Raw genomic sequence first — 22,910 nt, 5'->3', positions numbered from 1 at the left:
TGGCCCCATGACCGACTCCCTGTGGCCCGCTCCCGTCGCCACCGCCGCCGTGGACGCGACCGTGACGATCCCCGGCTCGAAGTCCGCGACCAACCGGGCGCTGGTGCTGGCCGCCCTCGCCGACGGTCCGGGCTGGGTGCGCCGGCCGCTGCGCAGCCGCGACTCGCAGCTGATGGCGGACGGCCTGCGGGCGCTGGGGGTGACGGTCGAGGAGACGGTGAACGCGGCGTCCGGCGGGACGGGCGGCGGCGAGGCGTGGCGGGTGATCCCGGCCGAGCGGCTGCTCGGCCCGGCCCGGGTGGACGTGGGCAACGCCGGGACGGTGATGCGCTTCCTGCCGCCGCTGGCGGCGCTCGCGGACGGGCCGGTGCACTTCGACGGCGACCCGCGCAGCCACGAGCGCCCGCAGCACGGCGTGATCGACGCGCTGCGCGTGCTGGGCGCCCGGATCGACGACGGCGGGCGCGGCGGTTTCCCGCTGACCGTGCACGGCACGGGCGCGCTGGACGGCGGGCCGGTGGAGGTGGACGCCTCGTCGTCCTCGCAGTTCATCTCGGCGCTGCTGCTCTCCGCGGCCCGGTTCCAGCACGGCGTGGAGATCCGCAACACCGGCGGGTCGGTGCCCTCGCTGCCGCACATCCGGATGACCGTCGACATGGTCCGCAAGGCGGGCGGCCAGGTCGACGCGCCGGAGGACGGCGGGGAGAAGGACGTCTGGCGGGTCACTCCGGGCGCGCTGATCGGCCGCGACCTGGTGGTCGAGCCGGACCTGTCGAACGCGGCGCCGTTCTTCGCGGCGGCGCTGGCCACCGGTGGCCGGGTGACCGTCCGGGACTGGCCGCGGCACACGTACCAGCCCGGCGACCAGCTGCGGGAGATCTTCACCGCGATGGGCGGTTCCTGCGAATTCACGGACGAGGGGCTGGAGTTCACCGGCACCGGGAAGATCAGCGGGATCGAGGCGGACCTGCACGACGTCGGCGAGCTGACCCCGGTGATCGCGGCGGTGGCGGCGCTGGCCGGCTCCGAGTCGCACCTGTACGGCATCGCGCACCTGCGCCTGCACGAGACCGACCGGCTGGCCGCGCTGGCCCGGGAGATCAACGCGCTGGGCGGCGACGTCACGGAGACCGAGGACGGGCTGCGGATCCGGCCCCGGCCGCTGCACGGCGGTGTCTTCCACACCTACGAGGACCACCGGCTGGCCACCGCCGCCGCCGTCCTGGGCCTGCTGGTCGACGGCGTGCTGGTGGAGGACGTGGCGACCACGGCGAAGACGCTGCCGGACTTCCCGCGGATGTGGGCCGACCTCCTCGGCCAGGGCTGACGGGGGATCACCAGCATGCGCCGCTACGACAAGAACGCCGACGAGGACGACATCCGCACCCGCCCGGGCCGCCGGGGCTCCCGCCCCCGCACCCGGATCCGGCCCAAGCACGAGGACGCCGCGGAGGCGATGATCCTCACCGTGGACCGGGGCCGGATGACCTGCCTGGTCGACGGCGGTACGAAGGACGAGCGCCAGGTCGTCGCGATGAAGGCCCGCGAGCTGGGCCGCAAGGGCGTCGTCGTGGGCGACGTCGTCAACGTGGTCGGCGACCTGTCCGGCGAGCCGGACACGCTGGCCCGGATCGTCCGGGTCGAGGAGCGCAGCTCGGTGCTGCGCCGCACCGCGGACGACGACGACCCGTACGAGCGGATCGTGGTCGCCAACGCCCAGCAGATGGCCATCGTCACCGCGCTGGCCAACCCGGAGCCGCGGCCGCGGCTGATCGACCGCTGCCTGGTGGCCGCGTACGACGCCGGGATGGAGCCGCTGCTGGTGCTGACCAAGGCGGACCTGGCGCCGGCCGACGAGCTGCTGGAGTCGTACGCGGCGCTCGGCATCGACTACGTGGTGACCCGGGCCGACCAGCTGGAGACGGTCGGCGCGGAGGCCGTCCGGGAGCACCTGCGCGGGCGGACCACGGTGTTCATCGGGCACTCCGGCGTCGGGAAGACCACCCTGGTCAACGCGCTGGTCCCGGAGCACCGGCGGAGCACCGGCCGGGTCAACGCGGTCACCGGCCGCGGCCGGCACACCACGGTCTCCGCGCTGGCCCTGCGGCTGCCGCCGCCGCCCGGCGCCAAGCCGGGCTCGAAGAAGGCGCTGGACCCGGGCTGGGTGATCGACACCCCGGGCTTCCGCTCCTTCGGCCTGTCCCACATCGACCCGTCCCGGGTGATCCACGCCTTCCCGGACCTCGAACCGGGCACCGAGGGCTGCCCGCGGGCCTGCTCGCACGACGAGCCGGACTGCGCGCTGGACGCCTGGGTCGCCGACGGGCACGCCGACCCGGCCCGGCTGTACTCGCTGCGCCGCCTGCTGGCCACCCGCGAGGCTTCCGAGGGCGACTGAGAATTCACCGCGCTTTCCCGCCCGGCGCGAGTCGCCGGGCCCGCTGCGCTGGGTAACGATAGGGACGTCAACAGCGTCCTCTCTGACAGGGAGTCAACCCGATGGCATGGGCCATGGTGATCCTCGCCGGTCTGCTGGAAACGGGATTCGCGGTCAACCTCAAGCTCAGCCACGGCTTCACCAAGCTCTGGCCCACCATCAGCTTCGCGCTGTTCGCGCTGGGTTCCTTCGGGCTGCTCACGCTCTCCCTGAAGACCCTCCCGGTCGGCAGCGCCTACGCGGTGTGGACCGGGATCGGCGCGGCCGGCACCGCCGTGTACGGGATGGTCTTCCTCGGCGAGTCCTCCTCCACCCTGAAGCTGGTCTCCATCTCGCTGGTCATCGCGGGCGTGATCGGTCTGCAGCTCAGCGGCTCGGGACACTGAGTCCGCTAGGGTTCCGTGCATGGCCGACTACCACGACGACCTCCGACTCGCCCACGTCCTCGCCGACTCGGCCGACTCGATCACCATGGAGCGCTTCAAGGCGCTCGACCTGAAGATCGAGACCAAGCCCGACCTGACCCCGGTCAGCGACGCCGACAAGGCCGCCGAGGAGCTGGTCCGCTCCGTGCTGCAGCGGGCCCGCCCGCGCGACGCGGTGCTCGGCGAGGAGTACGGCCTGCAGGGCTCCGGCCCGCGCCGCTGGGTGATCGACCCGATCGACGGCACCAAGAACTACGTCCGCGGCGTCCCGGTCTGGGCCACCCTGGTGGCGCTGCTGGAGGAGCAGCCCGACGGCGAGCACGTCCCGGTGGTCGGCATCGTCTCCGCCCCGGCGCTCGGCCGCCGCTGGTGGGCCGCGAAGGGGCTGGGCGCGTTCGCCGGCCGCAGCCTGGCCAAGGCCCAGCGGATCCACGTCTCCAAGGTCTCCCGGCTCGCGGACGCCTCGCTCTCCTTCTCGTCGCTCAGCGGCTGGGAGGAGCGGGCCCGCCTGGACGCCTTCCTCGACCTGACCCGGGTCTGCTGGCGCACCCGCGCCTTCGGCGACTTCTGGTCGTACATGATGGTCGCCGAGGGCGCCGTCGACATCGCCGCCGAACCCGAGCTCTCGCTCTGGGACATGGCCGCCCCCTGCGTCATCGTCCAGGAGGCCGGCGGCCGCTTCACCGGCCTCGACGGCATCGACGGCCCGACCGGCGCGGACGCGGTCGCCACCAACGGCATCCTGCACGAGGCGGCGCTGCGCTCGCTGAGCGTCTGACGCCGCGACCCGGGCCGGGGCGCCCCCGGCCCGGCGCCAGGACCTACGCGCTGAGCTCCGCGTGGAGCGCGCCGAGCAGCCGTCCGGCCCGTTCGGCGACCTCGGCCGGGCCGTACTCGGTGGCCCGCCGGCACCAGTTCTCGGCCTGGGTCGGCTCGCCGCGGCGCAGCGCGAGCAGGGCGAGCCGGAGCGCGGCGCGGCCGTGGCCGGCGTCGGCGGCGCGGGTGTACCAGAGCATGGCCTCGGCCTCGCTGTCCTGGCGGGCGAGCAGCAGGCCGAGGTTGAAGGCGGCGCTGCGGCTGCCGGCCTCGGCGGCGCGGCGGTACCAGCTCTCGGCGATCTGCAGGGCGCCGCGTTCGGCGGCCCGGACGCCCATCCGGACCTGGGCGCGGCGGTGGCCGGCGTCGGCGGCGGTCGCGTACCAGTGCTCGGCCTCGGCGTCGGCGTCGCCGCGGCGGTCGAGCAGCGAGGCGAGCCGGAAGGCGCCCTCGGCGGAGCCGCCGTCGGCGGACTGCCGGTAGCGGTCGAGGGCGCCGGCCAGGTTGCCGCGCTGCTCCTGGACGACGGCGAGCTGCAGGGCGGCCTCGCCGTGGCCCTCGGCGGCGGCGCGGGCGTACCACTCCTGGGCCTGTCGGGTCTCGCCGCGGCCGGCGTGCAGGACGCCGAGGTTGAAGGCGCCGTCGACGGAGCCGGCTTCGGCGGCCTTGGAGAACCAGGGTTCGGCGCCGGACTCGTCGCCGCGCTGGAGCAGGACGATGGCGAGCGCGTTGCAGGCTTCGCGGTGCCCGGCGTAGGCGGCGCGGCGGTACCACTGCTCGGCCTGGGCCTCGCGGCCGGCGCCGGCGCAGAGCAGGCCGAGGTTGAAGGCGCCGTTGTGGTCGCCGGCGTCGAGCGCGGCGCGGTACCAGCGCTCGGCGACGCCGTTCTCGCCGCGGCCGGCGTGCAGGGCGCCGAGCGCGTTGGCGGCGGTGCCGTCGCCGGCTTCGGCGGCCTCCTGCCACCATTCGGCGGCGGCGGCGAGGTCGCCGGTGTCGCGGAGCAGGAAGCCGAGCGCGCAGGCGGCGCGGGCCTCGCCGTTCTGGGCGGACTGCCGGTACCAGCGGGCGGCCTCGTCGAGGTCGGCGCGGGCTTCGAGCAGGACGCCGAGCCGGAGCGCGGCGCGGGCGTGGCTGCGGGCGGCGGCGGTGCGGTACCAGGTCTCGGCGGTCTCCTTGTCGCCGGCGGCCTCGCGCATCCGGGCGAGCCGGTAGGCGGCCTCGCGGTGGCCGGAGTCGGCGGCGGCCTTGAACCAGCGTTCGGCGCGGACGTCGCGGCGGTGCTCCATCAGGTCGCCGAGGGCGTAGGCGCCGAGCGGGTGGCCCTGTTCGGCGGCGTAGTGCAGCCAGTACTCGGCGGCCTCCTCCTCGCCCTGGTCACGCAGTTGCAGGCCGAGGGCGTGCGCGGCGGGGGCGGAGCCGGCCACGGCGGCCTGCCGCCACCACTGGGCGGCCTCGGCGCGGTGGCCCTGCTGGTGGAGCAGGACGCCGAGGTTGTTGGCGGCGGCGCGCAGGCCGGCGGCAGCGGCGGTGCGCAGGTACGGTTCGGCGTCGCGCAGGTCGCCGCGGCGCAGCAGGAGGGCGCCGAGCTGGCTGGCGGCGTTCGGGTCGCCGTGGTCGGCGGCGCCGCGGTGGCGGGCTTCGAGGGCGGCCTGTTCGCGGGCGGCGAGGGCGGTCTCGAAGCTGTCGCCGCCGTCGCCGGGGGCGGCCGGGTCGTCGTCGGTGCCGGCGAGGTCGCGGGCGGACGCGGCGGCGACCCGGTCGGCGGTCAGGTGGACGAGCCGTTCGGGGCCGTAGCCGGACACGTCGATGCCGCCGCCCGCGGTGGTGCGCTGGGCGGGCAGGCCGCCGGTGGGCGGGTCTTCCAACTGGTCGGTGGGCCGGGCGCCGGTGTCGGTGTCCGCGGTGCTGCTGGCCGCCAGTCGTTCTCCCGTTCCGCTGTTGCCGATAAGCTTCATGCCGACTCCCGCTCCCCCCGAGTGTCGCGGCATCCGCCCCTGGCCTCCGGCCCGGGACGCCTCCCCCAGGGGGCACGTCGAACCGGACGGCCCGTCAACGGCCGTGCCGCGTCCCCCTCGTGGTCCATCGTCGCATCACCCGCACACCGCGTACACCTGCTCCGTCCGTTTTGGCGGAGCGGGGCCGACGACCGTCGAGATCGCTTCGGCTCTTTGTCGATTTCCCGACACTTGAGCCCCACAAACCCCGGCCACGCATCGTACCGGAGTCGATCAACTCCGCGCTCCGGCAAGGGCGAAGGCCCGGAGGGGGATCCCCTCCGGGCCTTCCTTAAAAGGATGTTGACTCAGCCTCAGCTGACGCTGAAGTCATCGGCCTGGTAGGCACCCTGTCCGTACCAACCATGCACCCAGACCGTCACCGAGGTGACCGAGGCGCCGGTGGTGAACTTGGTGGACAGCTTCGTCCACGCGCTCCCGCCGGGGGTCCAGGTCGAGCTGTCGGCGCCGGAGCCGGTGACGCCGAGGTAGGTGTAGTTGCCCTTGACCCAGGCGGAGAGCGTGTAGGTGGTGTTCGGCTTGACCGTGACCACCTGCTGGCACTGCGCGGTGTCGCCGGCGCTGGCGTTGCCCTGCAGGGCGTACGAGCCGGTGTGCCCGCCGCTGACGGCCGCTCCGCCGCTGCCCGCGCAGGTCCACGGGCTGAGCGCGCCGGTCTCCAGGCCCGGGTTGACCACGATGCCGCCGCCGCTGGTCGGCGAGGAGGTCGGCCCGGTCGGCGAGGAGGTCGGCCCGGTCGGGGACGAGGTCGGGCCGGTCGGGGAGCTGGTCGGCCCGGTCGGGGAGCTGGTCGGGCCGGTGGGCGACGAGGTCGGGCCGGTCGGCGTGCTGGTCGGCCCGGTCGGGGTCGCGGTCGGCGAGCCGGTCGGCGGGGCCGGGCAGGAGGCGGCCGAGCCGTTGGTGGCGTTCACCAGCGGGTTGAGCAGCGCCGCGTTCGGGTCGTCGTAGAGCGAGAAGACGAACGAGCCGCCGAGGCCGTTGCAGTGCGCGTAGTCCAGCTTGGCCTGGATCGACTTGGCGTTCTCGCCGGACCAGAAGTTGTTGCCGTCGTAGAAGTACGCGGCCTGCGAGGCCGGGTCCCAGTAGGTGTAGCTGGGGTTGTCGACCGTCCCCAGCAGTTCCTTGTACATCCGCACGCCGTTGACGTTGCCGGAGTTCGGCGCGCCCTGGGCCGGCCCGCTGGCGGGCTGGAACAGCCCGTGGTTGGCGCCGGCCGCCACGCCCGTCCAGCCGCGGTAGTACAGCGGGACGCCCATGTTCAGCTTGTTCGCCGGGAACCCGCCGGGGATGCCGTACGAGGAGTCGCCGACCGTGTACGCCTTGATCGCCTCGTCGATCGAGTACTTGGCGTTGCCCGGCGGCACGTTGTTCATCGGGTCGTTCGGGTTCTGGTAGATCGGCGTCTGGTGGTTGGTCGGCCCCTGGGCCTCCCAGCCGCCGTGCATGTCGTACGTCATCGGGTCCGCGAAGGTCAGGTACTGCCCGATCTTGTCGGTCTCGATGTACTGGATCTTGTCCTGGCCGGCCGGCAGCGCCGCGCTCAGCGCGTAGGTCTTGCTGTCCGCGGTGCCCTGGGTGTTGAGCTGGCTGCGGAACTCGGCGAGCAGGGCGGTGAAGTTCTGCTTGTCGTTCGGCGAGGCGTGGTTGCCGAGGTGGCCGCCGCCGCCCGGGTACTCCCAGTCGATGTCGAAGCCGTCGAAGATGCCCTTGCCGGTGCCCGGGCCGCCGTAGCCGCCCTGGGCGGGCAGGTTGCCCTTGATGAACATGTCGACGCAGGAGGAGACGAACTTCTTGCGCGCGGCGTCGCTGGCCGCCACGTCGGAGAAGTACTTGGAGTACGTCCAGCCGCCGATCGACATCAGGACCTTGAGCTTCGGGTACTTCGCCTTCAGCTCCTGGAGCTGGTGGAAGTTGCCCGCCAGCGGCTGGTTCCAGGTGTCGGTGGAGTTGTCCACGCTGTTGCCGTTGGCGAAGGTCTTGGCGTAGTCCGCGTAGTAGTCGCCCGCGCCGTCGCCCGCGTTCGGGTTGTTCTCGTCCTGGGAGGCGGCCGAGTTCGGCTCGAAGCAGGTCAGGTTGTTCGGGTCGATGTTGGCGAAGTCGTACAGCAGGTAGTCGAGCTTCCCGGCCATGCCGTTGGTGTCGACGTTCTTCAGGTAGAAGGCGTTCGAGTAGATCGACCACTGGTCGAAGTACGCGACCTTGATGCCGCCGCTGGTGGCGGGGGCCCCGGTGGTGTTGCCCGGTCCGGCGGTCGCGCTGGGGGCTCCCAGCAGCGACACCGCCCCGGCGAGCAGCGTGGCGGCCGCGGCCGTGACGGCCCAGGCCCTGCGGTTGTTGCGATGCATGCGGATGTGCCTCTCTCCTGTCACGTGGGGATGCAGGAACACCGTCGGACACCCGGTCGGGAGAGCGGCAGACGGAACCAGAACGTGATCAACTCTCGTTACTGGCATACGAGTTGCAGCGCATCAGGACGGACGGTGGGGGCCGCCCGTCATGGGCATGACCCAGATTGGACTGGACCACAGGGGGTGTCAATCAGTCGGAACACCAAGGAATGGCAAAGGCCCGGAGGCTGATGCCTCCGGGCCTTTCGCTACTGAGTAGCGGGGACAGGATTTGAACCTGCGACCTCTGGGTTATGAGCCCAGCGAGCTACCGAGCTGCTCCACCCCGCGTCGGTGAAACCACTGTATCACGATCACGGGGTGGGTCGGCAAAGCGGTTCTCCCAGCTCAGCCCGCGGGTGCGGGGGACGGCTGGGTGGTGGGCGGGCCGGTCGGGGCGGCCGTCGGGGCGCCCGAGGGGCTGGCCGACGGGGCCGCGGACGGCGAGCCCGAGGGCGAGGCGGACGGGGCGGGCGACGGCTGGGTGCCGCCGGCCTTCTGCTCGGCGGCCACCGCGGCGGCGATCGCCTGCTTCAGCGCCTCCTGGGCCTTGCCGTACGCCGTCCAGTCGCCGCTCTTCATCGCCGCCTGGCCCTCGTCGAACGCCTTCTGCGCGTCGGCGAGCGCCTTGGCCACCTCCGGGTCCTGCCCGCCGCCCGGGGTGGTGGGCGTGGTGGGCGTGCCGGTGCCGGGCTGGGTCGGGTCGGCCGGGGCGGTCGGCGTGGTGGCCCCGTCGGCCGCGCCGCCGAGCACCTTCGCCAGCGCCTTGTCCAGGGTGTCCTCCAGCGCCACGTTGCGGTCGCCGTAGACCGCCAGCACCTTCTTCAGCACCGGCACCTTCGCGCCGCGGGCCACCAGGTAGACCGGTTCGACGTTGAGGATGCCGCCGCCGACCGGCAGGGTCAGCAGGTTGCCGTAGACCAGGTCGGAGTCGTTGCCGGTGCGCAGCAGCGACAGCTGCCGGGCGACGTCGGTGTCCGAGTTGAACTTCGCCTGGGTCAGCGCCGGGCCGAGCGCGCCCGAGCCGGAGGTCATCCGGAGGATCCGCAGCTTGCCGTAGTCCGGCCCCGGGTCGGCCCCGGCGGTCATGAACGCGGCCAGGTTCTTGCGCCCCGACGGCACGAACGCGGTGGTCAGCGAGAAGCTCGCCTCCTCGGCGTCCGGCATCCGCAGCGTCAGGTAGTACGGCGGCTGGACGTCGTGGCTGTTGATCGTCGGGTCCTCCGGCACCTCCCACACGTCGGTGCCGCTGAAGAACGCGGTGGCGTCGGTGATGTGGTACTGGCCGAGCAGGTCGCGCTGCACCTTGAACAGGTCCTGCGGGTAGCGCAGGTGCGGCAGCAGGGTGGCCGGGATGTCGGCCTTGGCCTTGACCGTGCCGGGGAACGCCTTCATCCAGGTCTTCAGCACCGGGTCGGCGTCGTCCCACTGGTACAGCGTCACCTCGCCGGTGTACGCGTCCACGGTGGCCTTCACCGAGTTGCGGATGTAGTTGACCTGGCCGGCGGTGGTCAGGGTGCGCCCGCGCTGGTCGGTCAGCGAGTCCTTGGTGGCGTCGCCGAGCGTCGTCTTGGACGAGAACGGGTAGCCGTCCGAGGTGGTGTAGCCGTCCAGCACCCACACCAGCCGGCCGTTCTGGACCACCGGGTACGGGTCGGCGTCGATCGACAGCCACGGCGCGACCTTCTCGACCCGCTCCTTGGGGGTGCGGTCGTACAGGATCTTCGCACCGTCCTTGATCGCGCCCGAGTAGAGCAGCTGCGGCTCGGCGAACTTCACCGCGTACGCGGCCCGGGTCAGCGGGTTGTCCAGCGGGACGCCGCTGCCGCCGCTGTACTGCGAGGTCTGGTCGGGCTGGCCGTCCCGGGTGTAGTCGATCTCGTCCATGCCGGGGCCGACGACCGAGTACATCGTCGACCTCTCGCCGTAGTACACCCGCTGCTCGTACCCGCCCAGGTCGCCCTCGGCCGGCAGCGAGTGCTCGGTGTAGACCGGGTTGCCGTTGGCGTCGACCTGGTTGCCCTTGGCGGCGACCACGCCGTAGCCGTGGGTGTACTTGAAGTGGTCGTTGATGAAGTTGCGCTGCTGCACGCCCGACAGGTCCAGCTCGCGCACGCCCAGCACGGTGTCCTGCTTGCCGTACCGGTCGACGTCCAGCGTCTTGGGGAAGGCGTAGTAGTTGCGCAGCGCCTGGTTCTGCTGGAACGTCGGCGAGACCACGTTCGGGTCGAGCAGCCGGATGTCGGTGATGGTCTGCGCGTCCCGCTTGAGCTTCTCGGCGTCGGTGGAGTCGGCCGGCGTGTACTGCTGCTCGACGGTGTCCGCGATGCCGTACGCCTGCCTGGTCGCGTCGATGTTCTTCTGGATGTACGCGGTCTCCTTGGCCTGCTCGTTCGGCATGACCTGGAACTTCTGCACCAGCGCCGGGTAGAGGCCGCCGACCAGCAGCGCGGAGAGCGCCATCAGCCCGAAGCCGATCAGCGCCGGCGCCCAGGTCCGCCGGATCGGGGTCAGGAAGAACAGCAGCGCGCAGATGACCGCCACGAAGAACAGGATCGTCTTGGCCGGCAGGAACGCGTTCGCGTCCACGTAGCGCAGGCCGGTCCAGCCGTCGACGTTCTTGAACGACCCGCTCTTCACCGCCAGCGCGTACCGGTCCAGCCAGTAGGCGACCGCCTTCAGCAGCACGAACACGCCCAGCAGCACCGCCAGGTGGCCCTGCGCCCCGGCGGACGCCCGCCGCCCGGGGCCCTGCAGCCGCAGGCCCCCGTACAGGTAGTGCACGGCGGTCGCGGCCAGCAGCGAGACGATCACCGCGCTGAACGCGAAGCCCAGCACGAACTGGTACCAGGGCAGTTCGAACGCGTAGTACGAGACGTCCTTGTGGAACTGGCCGTCCTTCACCCCGAACGCGGTGCTGTTCACCCACAGCATCCAGGTCTGCCACCGCGCGCCCGCGGCGGCGCCCGCCGCCAGGCCGACCAGCAGCGACAGGCCGACCAGCAGCCACCTGCGGAACGGCGCGACGCCCATCCGGTAGCGGTCCAGGCTCTGCTGCTCCACCGACATCGCCGCCAGCGGCGGCCGCAGCCGGTACGCCAGCCACAGGTTGAAGCCGACCACCAGCGCCATCAGCAGCCCGAACACCGCGAACAGGCCGAGCTTGGCGCCCAGTTGCGAGGTGAACACCGAGCCGTAGTGCACCGAGTCGAACCACAGCCAGTCGGTCCACAGGCCGGCGAACATCACGAACAGCAGGAACAGGACGGCCAGCGCGCCCACCGTCAGCAGCAGCACCTTCGTCCGGCGCGACGGCGGGCCGACTCTCGCTCGGGAACCCGGACCAGGGCGGTCCGGCATCTGGAAGGTCAAGGCGCCACCTCAGCTGTCGTGGTTTGCGGGAAGAAGTCGTGCGGCCATCCCTGTTAACGGACGGCAGCCCCTCATGCAACTTAAACGGTCTTTACCTGAGTTCCCGGACGATGCGTCGGAGTTGGAGGCGGCCCCCTCCGCCGTGTGAGGATGGCCCCATGTCCGACTCCCCTGACCTGACCGCCGCCGCCTCCGGCCTCCCCGCGGCCACCCCGCTGACCCGGGCCGCCCTGGAGATCGACGAGCACGCCGCGACCCTCGGCTGGGACCTCCCGGCCCGCCTGTTCGCCCTGGTCGACAACGCCCAGATGCGCAAGGCCAACCCGCGGCTCGCCTCGCAGCTCGGCCTGGACGACAACCCGACCGGCCTCACCCCGGTCGAGCAGGAGGAGATCCCCCCGGGCACCGAGCTCGACCGCTTCCTCGGCACCATCGCCTGGCCCGAGGGCGTCGTCGGCTGCGCCCTGGTCGTCGAGCGCCTGATGCTCCCGCCCGGCGCGGAGTCCTCGCGGCCGAAGAACGCCTCCGAGAAGGAGATCAACGACTGGGTGGCCACCCACCCGCAGCGCCAGGAGGTCCGGATCACCGCGGCCGTGCTGCGCGGCGGCGCCAAGGAGGTCGCCCTGCGGCTGCGCGAGAAGGACCTCGCCCGCGAGGTCCTGACCGGCCCCGACCTCGTCCCCAACCTGACGGACGCGCTGCTCGCGACCTTCTCGTAGCTCCCCGGACGTGCCGGAGGGGGCCCGCCGCGGCGGGCCCCCTCCGTCGTGTCCGCCGCCCGGCTACGTGCCGCAGCCCGGCAGCGCCGCCGCGTCCCCGGCCCGGATGGCGTCGAGCGCCTTGACCGCGCCGTCCAGGTTCTCCACCTTGACCAGGGTCAGCCCGGACGGGGTGCCCTTGACCGCCTCGGCGCAGTTGTCCGCCGGGGTGAAGAAGTACTCGGCGCCCTTGTCGCGGGCCGCGATCAGCTTCATCTGGATGCCGCCGATCGGGCCGACCGCGCCGTCGTCGTCGATGGTGCCGGTGCCCGCCACGAACTTGCCGCCGGTGAGGTCGGTGGGGGTGAGCTTGTCGACGATGCCGAGCGCGAACATCAGGCCGGCGCTGGGGCCGCCGACGTCCTGCAGGCCGATGTCGATCTTGAACGGGTAGACGTGGTCCACGCTGGGCGTGATGCCGACGACCGCCCGCTCGGGCCCGTCGTCCGCGGACTTGGCGGTGGTGACCGGCACCTGGACCTGGTCCGCCGGGTTCGGCGTCGCGCTGGCCTTGGCGTGCGGGACGACGGTGAAGACCACGCTCTCGCCGGGCTTGTGCCTGGTCACCTGCTCGGCGACCTGCTCCCGGCTGGAGATCGCGGTGCCGTCCACCGCGACGATCTGGTCGCCGGCGTGCAGCTTGCCCTCGGAGGGCCCGCCCGCGGCCACCGAGGAGACCACGATCTCGGTGCCGACCGGGATGTTCAGGTGCTTGAGCGCCGCGGTCTTGGCGCTGTCCTCGGAGGACGCGAACTGCTCGGCGTTCTCCTGCTGGGCCTCCTGGTCGGTCTGGCCCTGCGGGTAGACGTTGTCGTGCGGGACGACCAGCACGTCGTCCCGGATCCAGCCGACGATCGCCGAGACCAGGCTGGGCTGGTAGTTCGCCCCGGTGACCTGGACGGTGGTCATGTTCAGGTGGCCGCTGGTCGGGTAGGTCTCGTGCCCGGTGATGGTGATCACCGGGGTGCCGGTCTTGTCCTGCGTGCCGAGGGTGTTGTACGTCGGCCCCGGGCTCATCTCGGTGAACGGCACCTTGAACAGGACCGAAGCGCAGAGCAGGCCTATCAGCAGCAGGGTGGCGGCGAGCATCGTCGCCGATCGGCGTGGCATGGCACGACAGTACGGGAAGTGCGGGTCCCGGTGTACCGCCGGTCGGCGTCCCGCACCGCCGACCGGGGGCCGGGCCGGATCAGTCCCGGGCGGCGGTCCCGCGCTCCATCGCGGCGCGGAAGCGCTCGTGCTCGGCGAGCGAGCTCGGATCGGTCATGGCCCTGGGCGGGCGGGCCGCCCAGGTGGCCCAGACCGCGGCCAGGACCCCGGCGACCACGGGAATACTCAACCAGGCGAGCACAGCCATCTTCGAACTCCCCACAGGCTCGTCATGCGTATCAGCAGATTAACCGCCGGTGGAGGGAACGGCGCGCGCGGCATCCGGGTTACGGGTCCCGGCCCGCCCTCCACCCGCAGGGGGTACCGCCGAACGGGCAACGAGCGCCGCCCGGAGCGGGACACGGGGAGCGGGTGGCCGGGGTCAGGGCCGGGGAGCCGGGGCGCGGTTCAGCAGGAGCCCGCGCCGACCCACTCCTCCTCGCCGTCGGTGAAGACCTGGTGCTTCCAGATCGGCACCTGGTGCTTGAGGTCGTCGATCAGCCGCCGGGAGGCCGCGAACGCCTCGCCGCGGTGCGCGCAGGACACCGCGACGATCACCGCGACGTCGCCGATCTCCAGCCGCCCGGTGCGGTGCACCGCCGCCAGCGCCCGGACCGGGAAGTCCGCGCAGACCTGCTCGGCGACCCGGCGCAGCTCGCGCGCCGCGGTCGGGTGGGCGCTGTACTCCAGCGCGGCGACCGGCTTGCCGCCGTCGTGGTCGCGCACCGTCCCGACGAACAGGGTGGTGCCGCCGGCCGCGTCGTCGCCGACCGCGGCGTGCACCTCGTCCAGCGAGAGCGGGGTCTCGCGGACGGCGAGCAGGCGGATCGGGTCGTGGTTCTCGGACATGCCCACCATCATTCCGCATGCCCGCCGACCGACCACAAGGACTTTCGTATCACGATGCGATAATTCCAGGATGCGGAAACCGGGCCGGTCAGATCCGCCGGTGCCTCCGGGCCCGCCGGACCAGCGCGGCGGTGCCGATCAGCGCCACCGTCGCCCCGGCCGCGCCCAGGCTGGTGGCGGCCTCCTTGCCGCCCAGCCGGCGCCCGGCCACCGCGTGCTTGCCGGCCACCTGGGACAGCAGCTCGGCCAGCACCTCCTCGTTGGTGTGCCGCGGCCGCCAGCCCGCCTCGTGCAGCCGGCTGCCGGACACCACCCACGGGTACATCGTGTACGCGAGGTCCCCGGCCGGGGCCGGGGTCAGGCCGAGCCGGTGCAGCCGGGCCGCGGTGCCCAGCGCCAGCGAGGCGGGCAGCTCCATCCGGCGGATCCCGGACAGCTCCTCGACGTCCTCCTGCTCCAGCCAGCCGTCGCAGCCCACCGTCACCTCGCCCTCGACCAGGCCGAGCGCCGCGTACTCCAGCGCCGCCGCCAGGTCGTCCAGGTGGCAGAACTGCCAGCACGGGCGGGAGCCCGCCACCACCAGCAGCCGCGGCGCCTCGAAGTGCCTGGTCAGCACGGTGTCGATGCCGGGGCCGACCACCACGGCCGGGCGCAGCACGGTGATCTGCAGCCCGGGGTGGGCGCGCGGGGCGCGCCGGGCGAGGCGCTCGATCTCCAGCAGGTCGCCGACCAGCGAGGCCTCCTCGGTGGCCCGCAGCTCGGAGTCCTCGGCGAGCGGGACCTCGTTGTCGGGCAGCGCGCCGTAGACCATCGCGGAGGTGCACAGCACCACCCGGTGCACCCCGGCGGCCGCGGCGGCGGTCAGCACGGTCTGCGCGCCGCGCACGTTGTAGGCGCTGCGGGTGCGCGGGTCGGACTCCATGCCGAGGTCCATCGCCAGGTGCACCACCACGTCCACGCCGGCCAGCCGCTCGGCCACCGCCGGGTCGCGGACGTCCAGCACCCGCCACTGCACGCCGGGCACCTCGCCGCGCCGGTCGTCCACCGCGAGCACCCGGCGCACGTGCGGCGAGTCGACCAGCCGCCGCGCGACACGCTCGCCGAGCACGCCCGCCGCGCCGGTGACGGCCACGGTCAACGGCTTGCCGCCGTAGGCTGGAGTCGGCGGACCGGCGTCGGTCTGCGCGTCCTCGCCCCCGGTCAGCCCAGAGCGAACGTCCGAAGGCGGGGAACTCACCGGCCATCCTCCACGGTTAGCGTAAGTGCGGACGTACGAGTGTCACGCACTTGACCATCCTGCCCGAGGCTCGGCCCCGGCGGTGCACCCGGCGCGGTCGCCGCGAGACCATTGAAACCGCTCGGAGCCCCCGGGCGGCAGACTTTCCCGCCACACCACCCGCGTGACGGCCGACCAGATCGAGGACCCCCGTGAGCGACCTCCCCTTCGGATTCGGCGTTCCCCCCGAGGAGCCCGAGGACGGCGAGAACAAGGGCAAGAAGGACGGCGAGCAGGGCGACTCGACCCCGCAGCAGCCGTTCGGCTTCGGCACCGGCAACCCCTTCGGGGCGCTCTTCGGCATGGGCGGCCCCGGCAGCGGCGGCGGCCAGGGCGGGGACAACCCGTTCGCCGCGATGATGGGCGGTTTCAACCCCAACGACCTCGGCGCGGCGTTCCAGCAGCTCGGGCAGATGCTCTCGTTCGAGGGCGGCCCGGTGAACTGGGACCTGGCCAAGAACATCGCCCGGCAGACCGTGGTCGCCGAGCAGCCCGGGGGGAAGTCCAAGGACCGCTCGGTCGGCGAGGCCGAGCGCACCGCCGTCACCGAGGCCGTCCGGCTGGCGGACCTCTGGCTGGACTCGGCGACCGAGTTCCCGTCCACCTCCTCCGCGGCGGTGGCGTGGAGCCGCGCCGAGTGGATCGAGGCCACCCTGCCGGTCTGGAAGGACCTGGTCGACCCGGTCGCCGAGCGGGTCGGCAACGCCATGGGCGGCGTGCTGCCCGAGGAGATGCAGGCGATGGCCGGGCCGCTGATGGGCATGATGCGCTCGATGGGCGGCGCCATGTTCGGCACCCAGATCGGGCAGGCGCTCGGCGCGCTGGCCGCCGAGGTGCTCGGCTCCACCGACGTCGGCCTGCCGCTCGCCCCGGCCGGGAAGGCCGCGCTGCTGCCGCAGAACATCGCCGAGTTCGGCGAGGGCCTGAACGTGCCCGCCGAGGAGGTCCGGCTCTACCTGGCCCTGCGCGAGGCCGCCCACCAGCGCCTGTTCGCCCACGTGCCGTGGCTGCGGGCGCACCTGTTCGGCGCGGTCGAGGCGTACGCCCGCGGCATCAAGGTCGACACCTCGCGGATGGAGGAACTGGTCGGCCAGCTCGACCCGAGCAACCCCGAAGCCCTCCAGGAGGCGCTCGCCGGCGGCCTGCTGCAGCCCGAGGACACCCCCGAGCAGAAGGCCGCGCTGGCCCGGCTGGAGACCGCGCTGGCCCTGGTCGAGGGCTGGGTCGACGCCGTCGTGCACGCCGCCGCCGCCCCCCACCTGCCGCACGCCGCCGCGCTGCGCGAGACCCTGCGCCGCCGCCGCGCCACCGGCGGTCCCGCCGAGCAGACCTTCGCCACCCTGGTCGGCCTCGAACTCCGCCCCCGCCGCCTGCGCGACGCCTCCCGGCTGTGGGCCTCGCTCGCCGACGCCCGCGGCGTCGAGGGCCGGGACGCGCTGTGGAGCCACCCCGACATGCTGCCCACCGCCGCCGACCTGGACGACCCGGACGGCTTCGTGCACCGGGACACCGCGGCCGTGGCCGAGGGCGGCTTCGACTTCGACGCGCTGGACAAGCTGCTCGGCGAGGCGGCCGGCGGCGGGTCGGGTTCCGGCTCCGGCTCCGGCTCCGGCTCCGGGAAGGCCGACCTGACCAAGGGGTCGGAGGAGCCGGACGCCCCGGGCACCCCCGGCGCCTCGGAGCAGGGCGGCCAGGACGGCGAGCAGGGTCCGGAGGGCACCGCCAAGTGACCTCGCTGCACGCCGACGCCGTCCGCGTCCTGACCGGGTGGACGCCCGTCGGGGACGGCCAGGACGAACTGCGCCGCGCCTACCTGGCCCACCTCGCCGACCGCCCCGACGGCATGTGGCGGGCCTGCCCGGAGGGCCACATCACCGCCAGCGCGCTGGTCGTCGACCCGGCCGGCGGGCGGGTGCTGCTCACCCTGCACCCGAAGGTCGGCCGGTGGCTGCAGATGGGCGGCCACTGCGAGCCCGGCGACGGGACGCTGGCCGCGGCCGCGCTGCGCGAGGCGGTCGAGGAGTCCGGCGTCGAGGGGCTGGTGCTGCTGCCCGTCGACGGCCGCCCCGGCCCGGTGAAGCTGGACCGGCACCTGGTGCGCTGCGCCGGGAAGGACCGGCCGGAGAACACCCACCTGGACGTCCAGTACGTGGCGCTGGCCCCGGCCGGCGCGCGCGAGCTGATCAGCGAGGAGTCGCTGGACCTGCGCTGGTTCGACTGGGACGGGCTGCCCGCCGACACCGACCGCTCGGTGCGCGACCTGGTGGCGCGCGCCCGCGAACTGGTCTGACGCCCGCCGCCGCGGCCCCCGGCCTCCCCCGCGCGGGGCGGCCGGGGGCCGCGTCCGCGTCCGCTCCGGTGACCCGCCCAGGCGGCCCGCCCAGGTGCCCCGCTCAGGTGGTCCGGGCGGGCGGGACGTGCGGCAGCCGGGCGGCGGAGGCGACGCCCTCCAGGTAGCCGCGGGCCCGCTCGGTGCGCGGGTAGGACTCCAGCAGGGCCCAGAACCGGGGGCCGTGGTCGGGCACCAGCAGGTGCGCGAGCTCGTGCAGCAGGACGTAGTCGACCACGTACTCGGGCATGCCCTGCAGGCGGTGGGAGAGCCGGATGGTGCGCTCGCTGGGGGTGCAGGAGCCCCAGCGGGAGTTCTGGTTGGTCACCCAGCGGACCTGCTCGGGGACGGCCCGGCCGCCCAGGTGCAGCCGGGAGAGCTCGTGCGCGCGGGACTGCAGGGCCTCGTCGCCGAGCGTCCGGCGGCTCTCCCGCGCGGCCAGCTTGTCGAGCATCTGGGCCACCCAGCGCTGCTCCTCGGCCAGTGACATCCGGGCCGGGATCAGCACCACGGTGCGGTCGCCCTCGCGGTACGCGGAGACGGTGCGGCTGCGGCGGGCGCTGCGGCGCACCTCGACCTTGCCGCGGTCGACGGGGCCGCGATCGAGGCCGCGGTCGGCACCGGCGGGCTCGGCGCCCTCGGGGGCGCGCCCGTGGTCGGTCACGCACTCACGGTCGGCCCCGGCGTCGGCATGCGCACCGGGCGCCGCGGTCGCCGGCCCGGAGGCTGCCCGGGCGCGCCGACGCGACGCCGACCGATGGGAGTCGCGTTCGGCTGCCACGGCACAGGACGTTACCCCGTCCCCCTGACAGAAGTCCGGCACCGGGACGGCGCGGTCGCCCGGACCACCCGGGCGCGTTGTCCACAGGCTGTGCACAACGATCAGCCGATCGTCGTACCGGGGCTGTGGACAACCGGTTTCCGCCCGCCGGGACGGACGGGCAAGCTGCGGTCACCGGCGGTCCCGACGCCGGGATCCCGACCCTGGAGGAACCCGCATGCGCCCCGTGATCAAGCCCGCCCTGTCCCGGCTCTGGCGGGAGAAGCAGACCCTGCAGTTCGGCACCGTGCGGCGGCACGCCCGGCTGATCGAGGGCGTCGACCGCAGGCTGTCCGGCTTCCTGGAGCTGGTCGACGGCAGCCGGGACGGCCCCGCGCTGGTCGCCGCCGGGCAGAAGCTCGGCCTGAGCGCCGAGTACTGCCAGGCCGTGCTCGACTCGCTCGGCGGCAGCGAACTGCTGGACGACGCCCAGGCCCTGCGGGACGTGCTGGAGCTGTACCCGCCGGCCCGGCGCGACCTGCTGGGCCCCGACGTCTCCTCGCTCTCGCTGGTGCACCCGGCGCCCGGCGAGGCGGCGACCGTGCTGCACGGCCGGGTCAGGGCCCGGGTCGAGGTGCGCGGGGCCGGGCGGATCGGGGCGGCCGTCGGGGCCGCGCTGGCGGCCGGCGGGATCGGCGAGGTCGCGGTGCTGGACCGCGGCCGGGTCGCCGCCCGGGACTGCGCGCCCGGCGGCCTCCCGCCGGGCGACATCGGGCGGCTGCGCTCCACCGCCGCCCGCGAGCTGGTGCACCGCGCCACCGGCGCCCCGGTCGGCGAGCGCTACCGGCGGCCGCCGACCGCTCCCCCACCGCCCACCCTGGTGGTGCTCGCCCCGCGGGACGGCTCCGCCGCGTACACCGGCGCCGCCGTCGACGCCCAGGAGCTGATGCGGGCCGGCATCCCGCACCTGTACACCGGGGTCCTCGAACACCTCGGCGTGGTCGGCCCGCTGGTCGTCCCCGGCGCCTCCGCCTGCGGCAGCTGCGCCACCCTGGCCCGGCGGGACGAGGACGAGGCGTGGCCCCGGCTGCTGGCCCAGCTGATCGACGAGGGCCCCGGCCGGGCCCGCCTCCCGGCCTGCGACGGCGCGGTCGCCGCCTCGGTCGCCGGGCTCGCCGCGCTGCACGTCCAGCTGTACCTGGACGGGGTGCTGCCGCCGAGCGTGGACGGCTGGTGCGAGCTCTCCGCCGCCGACGGCATGGTGCGGCGGCTGCGGCTGCGCAGCCACCCGGACTGCGGTTGTCTCTGGCAGTCCGTCACACCGGGGCGAGCGGGCACAATGGCCTAGGGTCCGTGCTCGAACCCCCGCCGCCCGCCCGGAGGGCCGGGCCGCGGGGGCGCGGGAGCGGGGCCGAGGACGAGCCCCCGGGCCCGTCCGGCAGTCCGCGTCCGCTCCGCCGCCCGTCCGCCGCCCGGCGCGTCCCGCCGGGTCCGGCGGGCGGCCGGTGGCGGCGGGCCGGGGCACCGGGCGGGCCCGGGAGCACCGCTGTACCGACCGCCGGCGGGGCGCCGGTCGGTCCGGAGGACGAGGAGGTCCGGTGAGCGATCTACCGCGCAGGGCAAGGACCGGCCGGGGGCGGGCGGACGTCCGCCCGCGCGCCGGGGCGGCCCCGGCCGCCACCCGCCGCGCCGACCGGACGGGAGCGGCGGATGTCTGACATGCCGCGCAAGGCGGTCTCCCGGACGGCCCGGCTGGCGGCCCTGCCGCTGAGCTTCGCCGGGCGGGCCACCCTCGGCCTGGGCAAGCGCCTGGGCGGGCGCCCGGCGGAGGAGGTCGCGGCCGAGCTGCAGGCCCAGACCGCGGAGCAACTCTTCGCGACGCTCGGCAAGTTGAAGGGCGGTGCGATGAAGTTCGGGCAGGCCATGTCGGTCTTCGAGTCCGCCCTCCCGGAGGACGTCGCGGGCCCCTACCGGGCCGCGCTCACCAAGCTCCAGGAGTCCGCCCCGGCGATGCCCACCCGCACCGTGCACGCGGTGCTCGCCGACGACCTCGGCGCCGACTGGGCCGACCGGTTCCGCTCCTTCTCCGACCAGCCGTCCGCCGCCGCCTCGATCGGCCAGGTGCACCGCGCCGTCTGGAAGGACGGGCGGGACGTCGCGGTCAAGATCCAGTACCCGGGCGCGGGCGAGGCCCTGCTCAGCGACCTCGGCCAGCTCTCCCGGCTGGCCCGGGTGCTGGGCCCGCTGATCCCGGGGATGGACGTCAAGCCGCTGATCGCCGAGCTGCGCGAGCGGGTCACCGAGGAGCTGGACTACCGGCTGGAGGCGGAGTCCCAGCAGCTGCACGCCCGGGAGTTCGCCGGGGACACCGACATCGTGGTGCCCCGGGTGGTCGCCCAGTCCGGGCGGGTGCTGGTCACCGAGTGGCTGGAGGGCAAACCGCTCTCCCAGGTCATCTCGGACGGCACCCGCACCGAGCGCGACCGGGCCGGGCAGTTGCTCGCACGCTTCCTGTTCGCCGGCCCGAGCCGCACCGGCCTGCTGCACGCCGACCCGCACCCCGGGAACTTCCGGCTGGTCAAGACCGGCCGCACCGCCGCCGCCTGGAAGCTCGGCGTGCTCGACTTCGGCACCGTCGACCGCCTCCCCGGCGGCCTGCCCCCCACGATCGGCACCTCGCTGCGCCTCGCCCTGGCCGGTGACGCCGGGGCGGTGTACGACCTGCTCCGGCAGGAGAACTTCGTCCGGGCCGGCATCACCCTCGACCCGGACGCGGTGCTCGACTACCTGCTCCCGATCATCGAGCCCACCCGCGCCGAGCAGTTCACCTTCAGCCGCCCGTGGATGCGCACCCAGGCGGCCAGGATCGCCGACCCGCGCTCACCCGCCTACAACCTCGGCAAGCAGCTCAACCTCCCGCCCTCCTACCTGCTGATCCACCGCGTCACCCTCTCCACCATCGGCGTGCTCTGCCAGCTCGGCGCCACCGTCCGCCTGCACGAGGAGCTGCTGCGCTGGCTCCCCGGCTTCGCCGAACCGGAGGCCGACTGACCTCGGGACCGGCTGACCCGAGGCCGACTGACCCCGGGACCGGCTGCCCCCTCCGGCGGGAATCCCTTCGCGGTGCCAGGGCGCCACGGCGTCCCGGCCGTCCGGGCCCGCGCCCCCGCTGGGCGGCGCGGTCCTCCGGGGTCAGGTCCGGTCGGCCGGGAGGGGGACGGCGGTGGGCCAGGTGGTGCGGGCGCGGGTGGCGAGGGTGGCGCAGAAGCGGCCGAAGACGGGGAGGGCGGTGTCGGGGCCGGCCAGTTCGGCGACCGTGCGGACGCGGTGCAGCAGGCGGCGGCGGGCGGTCGCGTTGCCCCAGGTCCAGTCGCCGTGGTGGAGCCGGGCGAGGTGGTCGGCGGTGCCGCGTTCGGCCTTGGGGACGAGGGCGTCGCCGCGGATCAGCCAGCCGGCGCTCGCGTCGGCGAGGTCGGCGGCGGTGGGGGCCCGGGTGCCGGTGGCGGCCTGCCAGGTCGCGCGGTAGGCGGCTTCGGCTTCGGCGAGTTCGGCGGCGGGCGCGGCGGTGGAGCACCAACAGGTGGGGAAGCCGGTCCGCAGGTAGGCGAGTTCGACCGCGCCGGGGCCGAGCGCGGCCTGTTCGAAGTCGACGAACCGGACGCCGTCGGCGGTGTGCAGGTCGTTGCCGGGGCAGGGGTCGCCGTGCAGCAGCGAGTGCCGGACGGGGGTGGCGGAGAGCCGGCCGATCAGCGCCTCGGCCTCGGCGCGGGCGCCGGGCGGGGCGGGGACGTCGAGGATCCGGGCCAGCGCGATGAAGCAGCCGAGGTCGCGCTCGGTGGGGCCGGTCCAGGCGGGCAGCGCGGTGCCGGGGGCCGTCCCGGCGAGGTCGTCGAGGTCGGCGGGGGCGCTGGCGTGCAGTCCGGCCAGGGCGGTGGCGTACTCGGCCCGCCAGTCGGGGCCGGGGGTGCGGTCCTCCAGCCGTTCCATCACCACGACCCGGTTGGCCGGGTCGGTGCCGATCAGCGCGGGCGCGACCGGTCGGCCGGGGCGGCCCGCCCGGCCGGCCAGGGCCAGCGCGGCGCTCTCCCGGGCGTAGCGGTCGTCGGCGCCGGGCGAGTCGACGAGCTGCTTGACCACCACCGGCCGACCGGCGATCTCGGCCCGCCAGACCCGGGAGCGCGGGCTGCTGACCAGGCGGCGGACCTTGCGCGGGGTGCCGCCGAGGGCGGCGCGCGTCTTCTCGCCGAGCGGGAGGGAGGACCACATGGCGCACATCCTCGCACGAACGGTTCGAGTGGCGAACAGTCGTACGGCACCGGTTGGTTGGACCGGCCGCG

Annotated in this window: 18 protein-coding genes and 1 tRNA gene; 9 read left to right on the top strand and 10 right to left on the bottom strand. The window is 74.2% G+C overall.

Annotated features, from left to right (window positions below; all coding sequences use genetic code 11):
- Window positions 1–7: 7 nt before the first annotated feature.
- The 4 genes from aroA to hisN all read left to right on the top strand — a co-directional run bounded on the left by aroA (window position 8) and on the right by hisN (window position 3,640).
- Window positions 8–1,327 (top strand): 3-phosphoshikimate 1-carboxyvinyltransferase, encoded by a 1,320-nt coding sequence (gene aroA, locus KSE_RS24250; RefSeq protein WP_014137993.1) that lies wholly within the window; start codon window positions 8–10, stop codon window positions 1,325–1,327.
- A 15-nt stretch (window positions 1,328–1,342) separates the two neighbouring features.
- The gene (gene rsgA / locus KSE_RS24245) at window positions 1,343–2,398 is read left to right on the top strand and encodes a ribosome small subunit-dependent GTPase A (RefSeq protein WP_014137992.1); all 1,056 of its coding nucleotides are present in this window, start codon (window positions 1,343–1,345) and stop codon (window positions 2,396–2,398) included.
- Window positions 2,399–2,499: 101 nt separating this feature from the next.
- Window positions 2,500–2,823 carry a DMT family transporter gene (locus KSE_RS24240; protein WP_014137991.1) on the top strand — a complete coding sequence of 108 codons (324 nt, stop codon included), beginning with the start codon at window positions 2,500–2,502 and terminating at the stop codon, window positions 2,821–2,823.
- Window positions 2,824–2,842: 19 nt separating this feature from the next.
- Window positions 2,843–3,640, top strand: a complete 798-nt coding sequence (gene hisN / locus KSE_RS24235) for a histidinol-phosphatase (protein WP_014137990.1) — start codon at window positions 2,843–2,845, stop codon at window positions 3,638–3,640.
- Between the two features lie 43 nt (window positions 3,641–3,683).
- Here hisN and KSE_RS24230 read toward each other — a convergent pair whose 3' ends face one another.
- The 4 genes from KSE_RS24230 to KSE_RS24215 form a co-directional block, all read right to left on the bottom strand.
- Window positions 3,684–5,633, bottom strand: coding sequence for a tetratricopeptide repeat protein (locus KSE_RS24230; RefSeq protein WP_014137989.1), 1,950 nt, complete (start codon window positions 5,631–5,633; stop codon window positions 3,684–3,686).
- A gap of 353 nt (window positions 5,634–5,986) precedes the next feature.
- Window positions 5,987–8,038, bottom strand: coding sequence for a glycosyl hydrolase family 18 protein (locus tag KSE_RS24225; protein WP_051055368.1), 2,052 nt, complete (start codon window positions 8,036–8,038; stop codon window positions 5,987–5,989).
- Between the two features lie 259 nt (window positions 8,039–8,297).
- A tRNA-Met gene (locus tag KSE_RS24220) sits at window positions 8,298–8,371 on the bottom strand.
- A 57-nt stretch (window positions 8,372–8,428) separates the two neighbouring features.
- Complete coding sequence (locus tag KSE_RS24215) at window positions 8,429–11,440, bottom strand: UPF0182 family membrane protein (RefSeq protein ID WP_014137987.1); 3,012 nt, start codon at window positions 11,438–11,440, stop codon at window positions 8,429–8,431.
- Between the two features lie 170 nt (window positions 11,441–11,610).
- Here KSE_RS24215 and KSE_RS24210 point away from each other — a divergent pair, with 170 nt between their 5' ends.
- Window positions 11,611–12,171 (top strand): PPA1309 family protein, encoded by a 561-nt coding sequence (locus KSE_RS24210; protein ID WP_014137986.1) that lies wholly within the window; start codon window positions 11,611–11,613, stop codon window positions 12,169–12,171.
- A 63-nt stretch (window positions 12,172–12,234) separates the two neighbouring features.
- Here KSE_RS24210 and KSE_RS24205 read toward each other — a convergent pair whose 3' ends face one another.
- The 4 genes from KSE_RS24205 to KSE_RS24195 form a co-directional block, all read right to left on the bottom strand.
- Window positions 12,235–13,320, bottom strand: coding sequence for a YlbL family protein (locus tag KSE_RS24205; protein ID WP_014137985.1), 1,086 nt, complete (start codon window positions 13,318–13,320; stop codon window positions 12,235–12,237).
- Window positions 13,321–13,399: 79 nt separating this feature from the next.
- Window positions 13,400–13,567, bottom strand: coding sequence for a hypothetical protein (locus tag KSE_RS43435; protein WP_014137984.1), 168 nt, complete (start codon window positions 13,565–13,567; stop codon window positions 13,400–13,402).
- Between the two features lie 200 nt (window positions 13,568–13,767).
- A complete protein-coding gene (locus tag KSE_RS24200) occupies window positions 13,768–14,208 on the bottom strand; it encodes a molybdenum cofactor biosynthesis protein MoaE (RefSeq protein WP_231873220.1) in 441 nt (146 codons plus the stop codon).
- Window positions 14,209–14,296: 88 nt separating this feature from the next.
- The gene (locus KSE_RS24195; RefSeq protein ID WP_014137982.1) at window positions 14,297–15,445 is read right to left on the bottom strand and encodes an NAD-dependent epimerase/dehydratase family protein; all 1,149 of its coding nucleotides are present in this window, start codon (window positions 15,443–15,445) and stop codon (window positions 14,297–14,299) included.
- Between the two features lie 191 nt (window positions 15,446–15,636).
- On the opposite strand from KSE_RS24195, the gene KSE_RS24190 reads away from it, so the two are divergent.
- On the top strand, window positions 15,637–17,214 hold the full coding sequence (locus KSE_RS24190; protein WP_014137981.1) for a zinc-dependent metalloprotease: 1,578 nt from the start codon (window positions 15,637–15,639) through the stop codon (window positions 17,212–17,214).
- Window positions 17,211–17,774 carry an NUDIX hydrolase gene (locus KSE_RS24185; RefSeq protein ID WP_014137980.1) on the top strand — a complete coding sequence of 188 codons (564 nt, stop codon included), beginning with the start codon at window positions 17,211–17,213 and terminating at the stop codon, window positions 17,772–17,774. The genes KSE_RS24190 and KSE_RS24185 overlap by 4 nt, the downstream gene beginning before the upstream one ends.
- 103 nt (window positions 17,775–17,877) lie before the next feature.
- Here the strand turns inward: KSE_RS24185 and KSE_RS24180 are convergent, their stop codons facing one another.
- A complete protein-coding gene (locus tag KSE_RS24180) occupies window positions 17,878–18,477 on the bottom strand; it encodes a M48 family metallopeptidase (RefSeq protein WP_014137979.1) in 600 nt (199 codons plus the stop codon).
- A 334-nt stretch (window positions 18,478–18,811) separates the two neighbouring features.
- On the opposite strand from KSE_RS24180, the gene KSE_RS24175 reads away from it, so the two are divergent.
- Together KSE_RS24175 and KSE_RS24170 are read left to right on the top strand one after the other, a co-directional pair.
- Window positions 18,812–19,921, top strand: coding sequence for a hypothetical protein (locus KSE_RS24175; RefSeq protein ID WP_014137978.1), 1,110 nt, complete (start codon window positions 18,812–18,814; stop codon window positions 19,919–19,921).
- 362 nt (window positions 19,922–20,283) lie between these two features.
- The gene (locus tag KSE_RS24170; protein WP_033259815.1) at window positions 20,284–21,624 is read left to right on the top strand and encodes an ABC1 kinase family protein; all 1,341 of its coding nucleotides are present in this window, start codon (window positions 20,284–20,286) and stop codon (window positions 21,622–21,624) included.
- A 141-nt stretch (window positions 21,625–21,765) separates the two neighbouring features.
- On the opposite strand, the gene KSE_RS24165 is transcribed toward KSE_RS24170, so the two are convergent.
- On the bottom strand, window positions 21,766–22,839 hold the full coding sequence (locus KSE_RS24165; protein ID WP_014137976.1) for an aminoglycoside phosphotransferase family protein: 1,074 nt from the start codon (window positions 22,837–22,839) through the stop codon (window positions 21,766–21,768).
- Window positions 22,840–22,910: the final 71 nt, after the last annotated feature.

The sequence above is a fragment of the Kitasatospora setae KM-6054 genome, assembly GCF_000269985.1.
In the GTDB taxonomy this organism is placed as follows: Bacteria; Actinomycetota; Actinomycetes; order Streptomycetales; family Streptomycetaceae; genus Kitasatospora; species Kitasatospora setae.
The sequence above is the reverse complement of the archived record's forward strand: the minus strand, read 5'-3'. Positions and strand labels throughout refer to the sequence as shown.